The organism is Ochrobactrum sp. MYb379, assembly GCF_037479515.1.
Lineage (GTDB): Bacteria > Pseudomonadota > Alphaproteobacteria > Rhizobiales > Rhizobiaceae > Brucella.
In genome coordinates this window covers 1-14793 of record NZ_JBBGYW010000015.1, presented here as the reverse complement: position 1 = coordinate 14793, position 14793 = coordinate 1, and the positions used below count along the sequence as shown (strand labels likewise).

The following is a 14793-nucleotide window of genomic DNA, read 5'->3' as shown; positions in this document are numbered from 1 at the left end:
CCTCTGAAGGTTGTTATTATTGTTTTATTTGAATGGTTCTCCGAGTGGCTCCAGCCGAATGCCGGAACGCAAATTCTTCCATGATAGTTTTGCTGGACTAAGCGGCATCGCACCGGGAGCAGTGCAAACCAGCAGCTTTTCGGCAATCGGCGCGAAGTCTGCCCTGAAATGCACCGAGCTCTTATTGACCAGAATGGCTTCCTGTTCAGGCTCGATGCCGACCATGCGATAGAGCGCACGATCCGCCATTTGTGCGAGATTTGTGGTCACGACAACTCTCGTTCCGCCGAGCCGCAAACAAGCGGATGGTCCCATGTCGAGCCATGTTCCGCCATAATAAGGGCCCGTTGCGTGCGCCTTACCGTTAGACAGCTTTTCGACCGTAAATTTAGCCTTATATGGTTCGTCACCTGCAATGCCCGACTTGCCGCCGAGTGCGATTTCAACTTCCGCACCCTCGCCTGCCTGATGTGCAATCATCGCTGCTTCCGCGTCATGCATACAGCCGATTGAGGCTCGCTTTGCACCACTGGCAACAAGCGCACGTAGCATGCCAGTCGTGTCGGAACTGCCACCGGCACCGGGATTATCCTGCGTATCAGCAATGACGATTGGGCGGCTTGCATCGCGGGAAAGCTCTATCGCCTTCTCAACGCCTTCTTTTGGCAAATATGCTGTCCCTGCGAATGCAGGTTCTGCCGCAGCCAATGCTTCCAGTATCTGATCGGCATAGGCTTCAACAGCTTGTTTGTCCCAGCCATACGTAAACACCGATGGGCCACATTCGGCAAAATCAGCCGCCGGGAAACCCATAAACAATGAAGCCGTTTCAACGCCTTCCGGCAGATCAATGGTCATGCCGTAAAGGCCTTTGGCGGGCTGTTCGTCCGTGCATTGCCAGGCGATCGGAATAAGGTAATCGCCCTGACGCATTGCTTTTTGCCAGCCCTCAGGCTTGATCATCAGCGCCTGTAATGCTTCTGCTGCACGATAACCGGTTTCGGCCATATCAATATGCGGATAGGTGCGGAAGCCAACCATGACATCCGCGTGGTCGAACATGCGCCTTGTGATATTGCCATGCAGATCAAGCGCTACGGATAGCGGCTCACTTGGGCGCACCGCACGAACGCGCTCAAGCAGTTCGCCTTCGCCATCATCAATGTGCTCAGCAACCATAGCGCCATGCAGATCAATGAATATACCGTCAAGCGGGCCACAGTCTGTCAACCCAGCAACGATTTCAGAAACAATTGTCTCATAGGCTTCTTTGGTAACAGGTGCGGAAGGAATAGCGCCGGCCCATAAGATCGGCACGACTTCCCAGTTCGCTTCCCGCGCAAATTTCAGCGCCCCGGCGATACCAAGATTGACATTCTGCGCATTTTTGAAAATCGCGTCGCCACGCGAAAGCGGGATATATCCGCCGCCCTGAACAAACGCTTCTAACGTTGCGGGACTGGCCGCAAAAGTGTTTGTTTCATGCAAAAAGCCAGCTACAGCCACGCGTTTTGACACGAGCGTACTCCCATTTTCCTGGTTTGCCCCCTCGGGCCATTACGTGTATCTGTCAGCGATACATCTATATTGATTTTTTATGATAGGGACCAACTTTGACGCTTGTCAATCATTGAATCTGGATTAAAGCTTTTTCTTATGAACACATTTCGGGACTTGCGCGGCATTTCAACTTTTGATCCGGACGAAGCGGAAGCGTTTCAGGACGACCCGCTATTTCTGCGCTCCGTCGCAAGGACAGTTGCGGTCATGTCTGCTTTTCAAACTGCGCGACATCCATTGTCTCTTAGTCAGGTTGCAACTGCTGCGGGCATCGATAGAAGTGCAGCACAGCGCATTATTCACACACTTCTTGCACTGAACATGCTGGCTCGTGACCCCGATGATCGCGGTTATTTGCCGGGGCTGCGTGTGCTTGACATGACTCATGATCTTTTGCGCCTCAACCCGATGTTACAGCGAGCTAATCCAGTCATGCTGGAGCTGCGTCGCCGCGTAAGCGAGCGTGTTGATCTCTCTCTTTTTGACGATGTTCGCGTTATCTACGCGTTGCGTATGCCCTCAAAACATGAGGTCTTTAGTGCAACCATTGTTGGTAATGCTGTCCCGACCTATTGCACGGCTGGCGGGGTAGCAATTCTCTCGCGACTGTCAGACGACAACATTGCAGATATTGTCAGCCGCTCTGACATGACCCCATTTACACCGCATACTGTAAGGGATTTGGAAGGTGTGATGAACTATGTTCGCGCCACACGCGAACGGGGACACTCTCTTCTGTGCAGGCAGTTGCTCAGCCATGAGGTTGTTATTGGCGCGCCCATCATGGATTGGAAGGGAGCGCCGGTCGGAGCTATTCACGTGGCCGGGAGCTTACAGGAATGGACACCTGAAAAATTTAGCGAAAGCTTTGGACCACTGATTCAGAACGCAGCCCAAACTATTTCTGAACCAAAGAGAAGTTAGTCACAGATACATCCTTGCTGTTCAACAAAACTACCAACCCTGATCCCAATTCGGTAGGCCGCGAAAGCGGTCTGCGAGATAATCGACAAGCGCACGCACTTTAAGCGCGAGATGCCTCGCCGGAGGGTAAACCGCGTGAATCCCAAGCGGCTTATCTTCATATGTCTTTAAAAGCTGCCGCACGCGGCCCTCGCGAATGAACGGGCCAGCAATAAAGCTTGGAACATGGGCAATTCCAAGCCCGGCTATTGCTGCTTGAAGGCAGGCTTCGCCATTTGAAAATTGCAACTTTCCAGCAATATTCACTGCACGTGGTTCGCCTTCGGGAGAAGGTGCAAATCTCCACACAAATGGTTCGCGAAAATTGGTATCAATGATGCAATTATGCGAAATCAGATCACGGGGCTCCTGTGGCGATCCGTGCTTGTCGATGTAGGACTCTGACGCCACCAGAACCAAACGCGTATCGCAAATTCGTCGCGCTATCAGGCTGCTATCGAGTGGCTTGCCGATCCGAACGCCAATGTCAAAATTTTCATCGACGAGGCTGGCGATCCTGTCTGAAAAGCTGACGTCGATCTGAATATCGGGGAAAGACTGCGCGAAATCGAGAAGAACCGGCGTCAGACGCAATGTGCCAAAGGACATGGGAGCGGTTAGCCTGATGCGGCCAGTAGGAGCGCCGGAAGCATTGCGAACGGAGGCATCGAGCGCATCGAAATCCTGTAGTAAGCCTTTCATTCGCTCGTAATAGGCAAAGCCTACTTCTGTCGGTGACAATGCACGCGTCGTCCGTCTGATTAACTGAACACCAAGATCAACCTCAAGCTTCGATACAAGTTTGGATGCCTGACCGCTGCTTGTTTCTAATCGTTGGGCGGCTGCGGAAAAGCTGCCCGTATCAAGCACCGCGACGAACATGCGCTCACAATCGAGCCGATCCATAATTACTTCCAATTCAGCTATTATTCGAGCTTGTAAGCGTGAAAATAGCTGAATTTGGAAATTATCCAAGATGCAGAATTTGCTTTAGAAAACTGACTGCAAGAGTGGCGCCCTCGGCAGAGATTGTGTGCCCAATGCCCGGCAGAATATGGCACGTCGAGTTAACGCCGATTTCGCTGAGTTGCTCATGGGCGTGTTGAGATTCACTTGGCGGAATGACGGGATCAGCACCACCATGTATAAGCAGCGTAGCTGTTGAAAGTGACGGCTTAAAAGGCTTAGGCGATGCGAGCCGCCCGGAAAATGCGACAACAGCACCCAATGGCCAGCGGCCTGTCACCAGTGTATCGAGCGCCATAATCGATCCTTGGGAAAAGCCCACAAGTGCTACACGTTGCGGCTTATCAACAAAGCCCTTTGCCGTCATGATCGTCTGCAATGTTTCGTCAAAAGCCTGACGGGCGTCCACAATCCGCCGCGCGCGGTTTTCTTGCGTTACACCACTTACGCTAAACCATTGTCGGCCTGCACCACCCTGATCAAAGGGATAGGGCGCATCTGGTGCAGCAAAAGAGGCACCCGGCAATGCCTGTGACCAATATTCTCCGAGCGGCGCCATATCGGCACCGCGGCTTCCGACACCATGCAGAAAGATAATCAGCGAATCCATGACGTTATCTTTCAAATTTTGACAGGAGCGAGGCCTGGCAGATCAGGCCCAACGGGCACGATGCCTGTTGGGTTGAGTGCCTTGATGGAATAATAGCCACGCTTGATATGGTCGATATTGACCGTCTCACGGATGCCGGGAATTTCCAGAACGCGCATCAGCCATGCTTGCAGCGCCGGATAGTCAGCGATACGGCGTAAGTTACACTTGAACAGGCTGAAATAGGCCGCATCAAACCGCACGAGTGTTACAAACAGCCTAATATCGGTCTCAGTCAGTTGATTACCAAACAGAAACGGGCCTTTGTCTGCGAGCTTTACTTCCAATTCATTGAGCGTTGTGAACACATCGTGAAAGGCTTCGTCATAGGCGATTTGCGTGGTGGCAAAGCCTGCCCGATAAACACCGTTGTTGAGACGCGGATAGATATATTCATTCAGAGCATCGATATCAGCGCGCAGAGCTTCCGGATAAAGGTCGATTGTGTTGCGTGCGAGATCGCCAAAGCCGGAATTGAGCATACGCAGAATATCGGCGGATTCATTGTTGACGATGGTGTTCTTCTGCTTGTCCCACAACACGGGAACCGTCGCGCGACCGGTATAATGTGGATCGGCTTTTGTGTAGATCTCATGCATGAAGGTGGCATGGTTCAGGCTGTCGCGGTCGGAACCGGGATAGTCGCCAAATCGCCAGCCCTGATCAGTCAGCGCAGGCTCGACAACGGAAAGGGAGATGACGTCTTCCAGACCTTTGAGCTTGCGGCCGATCAGCGTGCGAGAAGCCCATGGACAGATATAGGCGACATATAAATGGTAACGGCCCGCTTCGGCCTTAAAGCCTGCTTCGCCAGTCGGACCGGCGCTGCCATCGGGTGTAACCCAATTGCGAAAGCCAGAAATCTGACGAACAAATCCGCCTTTTTCATCTTTGGCCTGAACTGGCTGCCAGTCTTCTGTCCATTTTCCGTCTACCAGCATGGTATCCATCCCTAAAAACCGTTTGGAACCACGGGGCGGTGCCCCGTGGTGATGTCACTTATTTGCCCGGTTTAAGAGCATATGCGCCATTTCCACCGAGTGCGACGGCTGCAAGGCCAGCAATCCAGAGTGCGATGAATTCCCAGCCGCCATTTGGATTGGTGAAGAAGAAGCCTGCTGCACCATGAACGGTATAGATAGCGCCGAGAAGGATTGGGATAAGGGCTACAGCTGCAATACGTGGGAAAATGCCCAGGATCAGCGCGACTGCGCCGACCAGTTCCCAGAGAATGGTGACATAAGCAAACCAGCCAGGAAGACCGAGTGATCCGAAGAAAGCAGCAGTGCCAGCAGGCGTGAAAACGAAAATTTTCAGTCCGGCATGGGCCAGAAAGAGAATGCCAAGTGCAAGACGCAGAAGGAAGATTGCATAAGGAGCGGTACGATTGTCGATCACGATAGCCTCATTTCAGAATGTGAAGTTGAGGTGCACTATGTCTAAAAATCGTCGCCTTGATTAGCGGGGGGTGACGAAGCTTACTTCTTCCAAAATGGAAACAATAGAACCAAATTGTATCATCCGCACCGACCTTATGCTGTTTCGCGTCATCCGCGCGACTGACCCTCTATCCAATAGCCAATCGCCTCGATGCGGTTTTTATCAAAGCCAAGTGCGTCTCGAAAATGCTTGCGGCTCTGTGACACCATCTGCGCTTCACCGGCGATATAAATATAGCCGTTTCCCGCTGGTAATGTCGTAATTTCGGCAGCAATAGTCGCCAATTTCGTGTGTGCTTTCCCTGTCTTTTCAACATCCAGAATGTGCCACGTAAGGTCAAGGTCAGCCTGTGTCTGGAGCGATTGCTTGTCGGCATCCGACAGTAACTCAACATGAAAATATGCCTTAATCCCTTGCGGTAATTCCTCTGCTACGCGTGCAACAGCGGGCAACCCGGTAATATCGGTGACCATCAGCACCCAGTCTGTCTGTTTCGGCAAGCGAAAGCGACCTGCAGGGTTACAAATACCGACACGATCGCCCGGACGGGCTGACTTGGCCCATTCTGTTGCCAAGCCGCTGGCATGTGCCACAATATCAACTGTCATCTCGTGACGAGAACCATCCCAGCGACGAACCGTATAAGGCCGATCCGGGCATGGCTCTGCTCCCTCAGGCCATCGCCATTTACCGTTCCCGTCACGAACTTGCAGCGACAGAGGCGTTTCGGCATTTGGCTTAAAACTCAGCCTGACCCATTCGTCAGGACATCGGCTTGGAACAAAGCGATCCCCGTCATGTATCTTGAAAACAAACCTTGTCATTGATGGCGTGATCTCTTGCAAAGAGACAACATCCGCCCAGAAACAATCATAGGCGTAAGGTACGGGATCAGTCTCGGTTTCTGTTGTGGTTTGAATTGCAGCGCGCGCGTTCAATGATCTAATCCTTTGTTATTCTTGCAGCACTAGCCAGCCGCGTTGCAAACCGTTGAAAACCATAGGGTATGGATGAAACACTCAGTGCCGATGTCGCCCACACTTCGATCGGGTCTTCCAGCGCTACATAAGAACCGCGCTGAACAGAGCTGAGCGCTTGAAACAGCGGTTGAGTTTCCAGCGAAGCGCGTGCGGTGTCGCCAAACCATAAGATGAGAATATCCGCGTCGATGCTGTCGAGAGTTTCGAGACTGACGCCAGTTGAAAACTCGTCCGGATATTCTTTGCCAAGTGCTTCCACCCCTGATGAAAGCTCTAACCCCATGAGACGGAGGGCCGCGACACGTGGATCAGATGGAAGATAAACGACGAGATTGCCAGAGCCCGGAAAAAAGGTGCCAAAAGTGAATGTCTTGCCTGCAAGCTCCGGGTGGGACTTTCCGAGAGCGACAAGATAATCATTCGCACCCTTAACAAGCTTTTCCGCTTCACCTTGTTTACCGAGCGCCTCACCAATGATCGTCGTCTGTTCACGCCAGTCCGCGCGCCATGGGCCGGAACGGTAAGCTACCGTGGGTGCGATAGACGAAAGCCGTTGGTAGGATATTGCATTGATACCGGAATACACGCCGAGGATAAGATCCGGCTTGAGCGCGGCAATGGCTTCATAATCCATGCCGAAGTTAAGGAGCGTTGGTGTTGCTGACAACTTTCCCTCGTTCCACGGGAAAATACCGCTCGGGAACGTCGTATATCGTGGCATCGCGATTGGAGTCACACCAAGGGCCAGAACAGAGTCTTCTCCGCTCCAGCCGATAGTGATAATGCGTTTCGGAGATTTCTCGATCACCGTCGATCCGAGCGCATGTTTGACCACAACTGGAAAAACACCATCCGCGAAAGCGGAGCTATAAGCTCCGCATCCCATCAGTATCAGACATATCAGTCGTATGAGCTTCATCATGCCAAAGTCAGGTTGTGGGTGATGCAGCAAGCTGCATCAGGCACCAAATCAGAACGTATGCTTGAGGTTCAGCCTGAACTCGCGCGGTGCGCCCATCCAGTTGTTCAGCCCCACCGTCGGATCGATTGACGTATAGTAACGCTTGTCAAAGAGATTGTTGACGTTGAACTGGATAGCCGTTTTGTCACTAATATTATATTTGGCCATCACATCGGCGACTGCGAATGCGCCCTGCTCCAGATCGACAGTTGCAGTCTTGGAATAAATCTTGCTCTGCGCGCGCACACCACCGCCGAGCGTCAGCTTGTCTTCAAGCAAAGAATAGGACGTATAGAGCTTGAATACGTTTTCAGGAGACTGGGTCGTGTTGAAGCGCTGACCATCCATGCTTCCTTCCGTATATTTGGAAACCGCATAGGTGTAACCGGCCATGATATTCCAGTGTTGAGTAATTGCACCGCGCAGCTCAAGCTCAATGCCCTTGCTCTCGACACCGTCAACACCTTCATAGCAACTGCTCGATAGCGGATTACAATAGGAAATCCCGATAATCCTTTGCCCCACATTGTCGCGCATCGTGCGGAACACTGCGGCAGTAGCAGAAAGCTGTCCGTTGAAGAGGTCCGCCTTGACGCCAGCTTCGAGGTTCGTTCCCTCAATTGGCTTCAGCAGGTCACCGTTGCGCCCATAATAGTTCTGCGGCTTGAAAATGCCGGTGTAACTTGCGTAGGCAGTAAGGTCAGATGTGACATCATAAACAAGACCGACATAAGGAACGAAGTTTGCGTTCGCACTGTAATCAGAGCTGCTTGTCGCGCCATTTGTGTAAGAGGTCTGTTCCTTGTCCCACTTCCACCATGATATGCGGCCGCCGGCAATCAGCTTAAGATCGTCTGTAAGGCTAAATCGTGCCGAAGCATATCCGCCAATCTGGTCTGTCTTTTCATCACTCCCACTGGTCAAAGCAATATCTTCAGGTGCAGGTTCTGCACCCGGATCCCAGGTGGTCGGATCCATGATAGATGACGCATAGTTTGAGACACCAACCCAGAGGTTTGTTCTTGAGCCATTGACACCAAAGACAAAGTCGTGATCTCTGCCGAAGATTTCGATCGGTCCTGACGCATTGACGTCGAACGAATAAACATCATTCGCGTAAGGGAAGCGACCTGGATAGAACCAGAGATCGTCACCGATCCACCAGGTATAACCACCGCGCATGTCAGCTCTTGACCACGCACCGCGCCCGTCGAAACTTAGCTTCCAGCCGTTGTCAAAGCGATGTTCCAGATCAAGAAACAAGGTATTCTGACGACGATACAAATAGTCCCAGTCATTGCCAAGGAATGTCGACGGGCTGAACTCATCATAAAAAGAACCGTCTGGACGCGCTGGCAAACCGCCCCAGTCAAACCCGTCGATTTTTTGGTTCTGATAACTGTAGCCGATATTTAACGTGGTATCTTCTGTCAGATCGGCATCAATAGTCGCGTAAAACATGCCGTCACGGTTGGAGTAATAATCTTTGTAGCTATCACCACCTCCGAATGCTCCGACGATACGGGCACGGACGGTTTTTGCTTCATTAAGCGGTTTGGAGTAGTCAACCACTGCACGTCCATTGCCCCATGAAGAGGCGCGTGTTGTGACTGTCAGCTTCTCCTCATCGAGAGGACGCTTGCGCACGAGATTGATCGCACCGGCAGGATTACCAGCACCAGTCGTCAGACCAGCCGCACCCTTAATGACCTCAACCCGGTCATACATATCCAGATCGTCCTGGCCATCGCTGTCGCGGGCAAAATAGTGAACATTGTTTGAAACGCCATCATATTGGATATTATCGATTTCCAGACCGCGCGACCAGTATTCATGGCGCACACTGGACGCACCGATTTTTGTGGTGACGCCGGGCGTGTCGGCCATGGCTTGATCGAGTGTCTGATAGTCTTTGTCATCAATCATTTTGCGCGTGACAACAGAAACTGACTGCGGCGTCTCGCGTATCGACATTGGCAGTTTCGTTGCCGTCGACATTGAGCCGGTCGTATAAGAATTTGTGCCTTCGGTCGTCGACCCATTGCCGCCCGCAACCGTAATCGTATTGAGAACAGTCGTGCCCTCTGGCACCGCGCCGGTGCTGGATGATGACGGCTGCGAGATAACAACGGATGACGCATCTGTGAACGAATAGGTAAGACCAGTTCCCCGCAGCAATTGCGCAATCGCCTGCTCTCTGGTCGCGGCCTTCTGGACGCCGGGCGATTTCTTTCCCTGAACGATAGACGCTTCATAGGAAATCTGTGTGCCGGACTGGCTGCCAAAATTTGATAATGCACGGCTTAACGATCCAGCCTGAACCGAATATGTCGTTTGAGCATAGGCATTTATGCTGGTCGGAACGACAATGATTGGTGTCGTTGTCGCTAAAAGTCCAAGAACGAGCAGTCTATGGCTCGTATTGCTAAAATTTCTGATCCGAGACTTTTGCCCCATCGCCAAACCGCTCCGCTATTCACATATCATGGGTTAAATCGCGGGTATTCCGCGGCCCTCAATGTGTATTACGGATAGCGACAGAAAATTTTCCAATTTTTCTCAAGTTTTTTAAACGGAGGAGATCACCGTCAAAAATGGGGCAACTTGACGTAGTTTCGCACCGAAAGGACGCACGACCGCCTCCAGTGCCCGAACTGGATCATTAAGGTCAAAAACGCCGCTGACGATTTTCGATCCAAGAGAACGATCTGCGATAATAACTTTACCGGACTGCCAGCGCGCGATTTTAGCAACGAGCGCGGCTACTGTTTCTTTCTCCGCGACAATCATCCCTTTGCGCCAGGCAGCGACCTGCGCATTCTCCAGATTTCCTCTGTTCAGAGTGGAATTGTTCGGATCAAATTGAAGCCATTCGCCAGCGCCGAGCTGCTTTATTCCATCAGCAGGAAAGCCGGGGGCTGTAATATCAATAAGTCCCTGATCAACGGACACTGAGATGACATCCGCATCATTGGAAAAATCGAATGCCGCAGCTTGTGTTTTGGCCTTAAAAGAGGCGCTTTCCACCATGAATGGTCGCGCATTATCCGGCACCACCTCAAAATAAGCCATGCCGGCCAAAAGACTGATGCGACGCAACTTTTCTGTATAATCAACCCCGATTGCACTGTCGGGTCCGAGTGTTACGACGCTTCCATCTGAAAGTGGAACGGTCTTTATTTCACCAACTGAAGTCAGATGATCAGCCTGCGCTTTTAAGATCAGGCCCGGCAAAGTTAATGATCCTATCCCGCCCACAGTCAGCGCTGCGAGGCCACCCGCCATAAAACTACGCCGATTAGGGCCAGTTTTCGCGCGCTGACGATCCGTTAGTATCTTTCCAGTCATGCCGTGTAGGGTTGCTACCCGTCGCCAGGCATCTTCATGCGCTGGGCTACGGCTGATCCAGCTGCGGACGATATCAACGGAAACAGGATTGGCAGCATCGTTTTGCAGACGGATAGCCAAATCCGCTGCCTCACGAAACAATCTGCGCTCTTCCGATACTTCGTTCATTCATCATCCAAAATGGGGCCTATTTACAATCACCCATGCAAATACATCCCTATACGGAGCCAATTGGTTCGAGAAGATGTTTTTGCGATCTGGTTAAAACCCGTTGAGCCGATCTTCCAGATGCTCGTAAGCATCCCTGATCAAAACCCACGTTCGTGTCGTTGACATTTCAAGCCGTTTGGCAACTTCTGTAACCGTCAAACCACCCATACGGTGGAGTTCGAAGGCTTCTCTTACCCTGCGCGGCAACTCCGCAAGCGCCTCATCGACAAGCCGGAGCTTCTGGCGATCATAGACAATGGTTTCCGCTGAAGGCGTAGGATCAGCGATTGCCATGAAATCGTCATCTGACAGATGCACGCGAACCAGCACACGCTCATGGCGCACCTGATCGACACTCAAGTTTGCCGCAATGCGATACAGGTAAGCCTTCGGATTATGCCTTGGCGCTCCGTCAAAAGGCTGCGACGCAAGTACTTTTACGAATGTGTCTTGTGTAAGATCGGCTGCGGTTTCCGAGTCCACGCCTTTTCGGCGCAACGAGTGCGCAATTCCCTTTGCGTGGCGCCGAAACAGCTCCTGAATATCCCAACTCAATCAGAAAACCTTCCTGATACCAGCAGGGAAAATTGACATTTACTGGCCAAAGTTGCCTGTAATTGGGCGCATACGCTCCAAATGCTCATCAGCCTGGCTAGAACAATCACGACACATTTTCCAAATAAACAAGACTCTCATAGTCATGTTTAATCTCATGCAAAGTCAACTTGCAAGCATTTTGATAAGGTGATTGTCTGCGCGTTCAGCAAGCGCTGGAAAAACTGTGAAAAGGTCTGAGCAATTTCAAACTTAAACTGGATCTTTCTTCAGCGAAAGAACAACGGAATCAACCAATTGCTCAATGGACTTCCCCTTCAAAAGTGGAGGGCTTCTGTTAGACAAGATTGACAGGAGACTTAGAATTGAAGCAGCGAGAATTTACAGAAGATTTCAAGCGCGAAGCTGTTCGTATTTTAACGACGAGTGGTCGCAGCATTTCATCGGTCGCGGCCGACCTAGGCATTGGCAAGTCAACGCTTGACCGCTGGCGTCGCATTTTTGCTGAGCAAGATTTGCTCTCTGGTCCGCATGAGGACATGAGCCAGGAACTTGCTCGCCTTCGCAAAGAAAACGAACTCCTGCGCCAGCAACGCGATCTACTAAAAAAAATATGCGACGGCCTTCTTCGCTCGGGAGACAAGTCGATGAAGTTTGCTTTCATCGATACGGAGAAGGTCCACATGTCTCTGTCGCGGCTGTGTACTTTTGCAGGCGTCAGCATCAGCGGTTATTATGCATGGAAGCATCGGCGCCCCAGTCGCCGTCAGCTTGATGACATGATTATCCTGGCCTATATTCGCAATCAGTTTGCGCTATCACGTGAAACCTATGGCAGCCCTCGAATGCGTGTTGAACTGAATGAAGAAGGTATTCGAGTAGGACGTCACCACACGGCGAGACTGATGCGTGAAAATGATTTGAAAGCCCGGCAGAAAACGCGCTTCAAACGCACGACCGACGGCAATCATGGTGAGCCTGTCGCTCCCAATCTGCTGGATCAGGACTTTAACTGTGATGGACCGGATCAGAAATGGGGTGTCGATATCAGTTACATATGGACCGCAAAAGGATGGATGTGTCTGGTAATTGTTGCCGATCTTTATTCTCGTCGCATCATTGGCTGGGAAGCACGGGACCGGATGAAAAAGGTCCTTGCCATCTGTGCTTTGAAGAAGGCCATTGCAATCCGGCAACCAAGGCCGGGCTTGATCCAGCATTCGGACAGGGGAAGCCAATATGCCAGTTATGAGTATCGCAGAATTCTCGAAGCGCACAGCATGCTTCCATCCATGAGCGGCAAAGGAAATTGTTACGATAATTCGATGGTGGAAACCGTCTTAAAAACGATCAAGTCAAAACTGATATGGCGAACTGTGTTCTACACACGTAAGGATGCAATCAAAGCCATTGGCGAATACATTGACGGCTTCTATAATCCTGTGCGCAGACATTCTGCCCTTGGATATAAATCCCCGATCCAGTTCGAGGCCATGAACCGGAAATTAGTGACAGAAACTCTCCACTAAATCAGGGCAAGTCCATCTGGTGCGGTTGTCAGAATGTAGAAAGCCTTGAGTGCAGGCGAGAGGGCTAAAGCTCCAGCGACTTCCGTGTCTATTTGGGCGGTTGTGATCCTGCTGACGGGCCAGCGCTTGCGCTTTTTGCACTGCAGGCCGATGGGATAGAGCGCGCCGTTCCGAGCGACGATATCGACCCCGCTCTGGCGCTGGCCGACCCGTCCATGACGGACGAGAGCTGGATCCCGCCATGCCGACTGGAATATGTTGGCACACAATTCTTCGAACTGTTCCCAAGATCGGGTTGGGGCGTAGTCGGCATGGACGTGTCGGTGCAATGGCGTGCCTTCCTACGTACTCGAAAGCCCTTGGTCACTGAGCGAGGCCGTGATGTCGGCGATCGAGCGAAACAGCACAAGGGGATCATCTTTGCTGGGGACAAAACCGCGGCGCTGCCAGAACTGCATTGCCTCTTCATCGACTGCGTTGACCATCAGAGCACGACCGCCGATCAGAGTGGACGCCTGTACGCAGCGTTGAAGGGCATGCTTCACGAGACCAGTGCCAATCCCGTGCCCAGCCCAGCCCGTATCAGTAGCCAGTTGACCGAGAAGCAGGCAAGGAACTGGATTGGGTGGCTGCCCGGTTCGAACTGAGCGCGGCAGGATCGCAGGGACCACGGCCGTTGGCGCCAGACCATAATAGCCGACAACACGCCCAGCTTCGTGAACCACGAGAACCGCCGTGAAGCCCTTTTGCTGATTTGAGAGCGCACGGGTCCTAAGCCAATGGTCGAGCGTGGGCTTGCCACAAGAGAACTGCGATACGTCGTGTGCTTCAGTAAGCGGTTCAGGAGCCGATACTGACACAACTCACCGCTTTGCGACGTATTCGGGTTCCCAAGGCGCGGTCCGCTTGGACAACTCCACGATTTCCGGAACCGGCACCGCAGGGCGGGACAGCACATCCATGAAATCGGCGAACCCTTCGGGACTCATGCGTATCAACCCTTGCTCCATCACGACCTCCTCGGCGGCGCGCACGGCAGCATCCCGCACGAAATCAGTGCGTGAGCGGCCGCGCAATGTGGCCGCGCGATCAATCATCGCGACGTCAGCCTCCGGCAGGCGCATCGAGATCGGGTATTCCTTACGTTCGACGGTGGTGGCCATGATGATCTCCTTATCCCGAAGATAATGAATTGTAGCGCGAAATGCAATACGTATTTATCGTATTCATCCGTAACCGGCGCTGTCTTGATGAAAGAGGACTAAGTAGGCGGACGCTTAGGAGAATATATGGATCAGGAGCAAATTTGGCGGGAATGTCGTAGGTTTGCACTTTTTGGATTGCCCCTGCCCGCGCATCACGGTCATTAAGGGTTGTATGTGGTTGCGTGGTTCATTACCCTCGATTTGAACCTATTTTAGCTAAGGCACTGTTATAACTTATAAAATAAGATTTTATGGATTTTGGGATTTTTTTAGAAGACAAAAAAATCAGCCAACTATTTGAATTGATTAAGAATTATTCGTTTTATTTGGTTGCGGGGGCAGGATTTGAACCTGCGGCCTTCAGGTTATGAGCCTGACGAGCTACCGGGCTGCTCCACCCCGCGTTATTAAGTGCGAACCATTGCGG

Annotated in this window: 15 protein-coding genes and 1 tRNA gene; 2 read left to right on the top strand and 14 right to left on the bottom strand. The window is 51.9% G+C overall.

Annotated elements, in window-relative coordinates:
• Window positions 1-24 precede the first annotated feature (24 nt).
• The gene (locus tag WH356_RS19745) at window positions 25-1518 is read right to left on the bottom strand and encodes a M81 family metallopeptidase (protein ID WP_339513874.1); all 1494 of its coding nucleotides are present in this window, start codon (window positions 1516-1518) and stop codon (window positions 25-27) included.
• Between the two features lie 138 nt (window positions 1519-1656).
• Between WH356_RS19745 and WH356_RS19740 the strand changes: the two genes are divergently transcribed.
• Window positions 1657-2484, top strand: a complete 828-nt coding sequence (locus tag WH356_RS19740) for an IclR family transcriptional regulator (protein WP_339513872.1) — start codon at window positions 1657-1659, stop codon at window positions 2482-2484.
• 30 nt (window positions 2485-2514) lie between these two features.
• Here the strand turns inward: WH356_RS19740 and WH356_RS19735 are convergent, their stop codons facing one another.
• The 9 genes from WH356_RS19735 to WH356_RS19695 form a co-directional block, all read right to left on the bottom strand.
• Window positions 2515-3429 (bottom strand): LysR family transcriptional regulator, encoded by a 915-nt coding sequence (locus WH356_RS19735; RefSeq protein WP_339513870.1) that lies wholly within the window; start codon window positions 3427-3429, stop codon window positions 2515-2517.
• A gap of 61 nt (window positions 3430-3490) precedes the next feature.
• On the bottom strand, window positions 3491-4099 hold the full coding sequence (locus WH356_RS19730) for an alpha/beta hydrolase (RefSeq protein ID WP_339513868.1): 609 nt from the start codon (window positions 4097-4099) through the stop codon (window positions 3491-3493).
• 11 nt (window positions 4100-4110) lie between these two features.
• Window positions 4111-5079 carry a glutathione S-transferase family protein gene (locus WH356_RS19725; RefSeq protein ID WP_339513866.1) on the bottom strand — a complete coding sequence of 323 codons (969 nt, stop codon included), beginning with the start codon at window positions 5077-5079 and terminating at the stop codon, window positions 4111-4113.
• Between the two features lie 58 nt (window positions 5080-5137).
• The gene (locus WH356_RS19720) at window positions 5138-5536 is read right to left on the bottom strand and encodes a DoxX family protein (protein ID WP_339513864.1); all 399 of its coding nucleotides are present in this window, start codon (window positions 5534-5536) and stop codon (window positions 5138-5140) included.
• A gap of 149 nt (window positions 5537-5685) precedes the next feature.
• The gene (locus WH356_RS19715; protein WP_339513862.1) at window positions 5686-6516 is read right to left on the bottom strand and encodes a siderophore-interacting protein; all 831 of its coding nucleotides are present in this window, start codon (window positions 6514-6516) and stop codon (window positions 5686-5688) included.
• A 4-nt stretch (window positions 6517-6520) separates the two neighbouring features.
• On the bottom strand, window positions 6521-7480 hold the full coding sequence (locus tag WH356_RS19710) for an iron-siderophore ABC transporter substrate-binding protein (protein WP_339513860.1): 960 nt from the start codon (window positions 7478-7480) through the stop codon (window positions 6521-6523).
• A gap of 48 nt (window positions 7481-7528) precedes the next feature.
• On the bottom strand, window positions 7529-9976 hold the full coding sequence (locus WH356_RS19705; RefSeq protein ID WP_339513858.1) for a TonB-dependent siderophore receptor: 2448 nt from the start codon (window positions 9974-9976) through the stop codon (window positions 7529-7531).
• Between the two features lie 111 nt (window positions 9977-10087).
• The gene (locus WH356_RS19700; RefSeq protein WP_339513856.1) at window positions 10088-11035 is read right to left on the bottom strand and encodes a FecR family protein; all 948 of its coding nucleotides are present in this window, start codon (window positions 11033-11035) and stop codon (window positions 10088-10090) included.
• Window positions 11036-11128: 93 nt separating this feature from the next.
• The gene (locus WH356_RS19695) at window positions 11129-11632 is read right to left on the bottom strand and encodes an RNA polymerase sigma factor (RefSeq protein ID WP_339513854.1); all 504 of its coding nucleotides are present in this window, start codon (window positions 11630-11632) and stop codon (window positions 11129-11131) included.
• Window positions 11633-11979: 347 nt separating this feature from the next.
• Between WH356_RS19695 and WH356_RS19690 the strand changes: the two genes are divergently transcribed.
• On the top strand, window positions 11980-13161 hold the full coding sequence (locus tag WH356_RS19690; protein ID WP_339513852.1) for an IS3 family transposase: 1182 nt from the start codon (window positions 11980-11982) through the stop codon (window positions 13159-13161).
• Here the strand turns inward: WH356_RS19690 and WH356_RS19685 are convergent.
• From WH356_RS19685 to WH356_RS19670, 4 genes are all read right to left on the bottom strand, one after another.
• Entirely contained in the window at window positions 13158-13490 is a 333-nt protein-coding gene (locus tag WH356_RS19685) for a restriction endonuclease (RefSeq protein ID WP_339513850.1), read from the bottom strand. The genes WH356_RS19690 and WH356_RS19685 overlap by 4 nt on opposite strands.
• Before the next feature lie 12 nt (window positions 13491-13502).
• Window positions 13503-14021, bottom strand: coding sequence for a GNAT family N-acetyltransferase (locus WH356_RS19680; protein WP_339513848.1), 519 nt, complete (start codon window positions 14019-14021; stop codon window positions 13503-13505).
• A gap of 3 nt (window positions 14022-14024) precedes the next feature.
• Window positions 14025-14324 carry a type II toxin-antitoxin system TacA family antitoxin gene (locus WH356_RS19675; RefSeq protein WP_339513846.1) on the bottom strand — a complete coding sequence of 100 codons (300 nt, stop codon included), beginning with the start codon at window positions 14322-14324 and terminating at the stop codon, window positions 14025-14027.
• A gap of 369 nt (window positions 14325-14693) precedes the next feature.
• Window positions 14694-14770 (bottom strand) — tRNA-Met (locus WH356_RS19670).
• Window positions 14771-14793 lie beyond the last annotated feature (23 nt).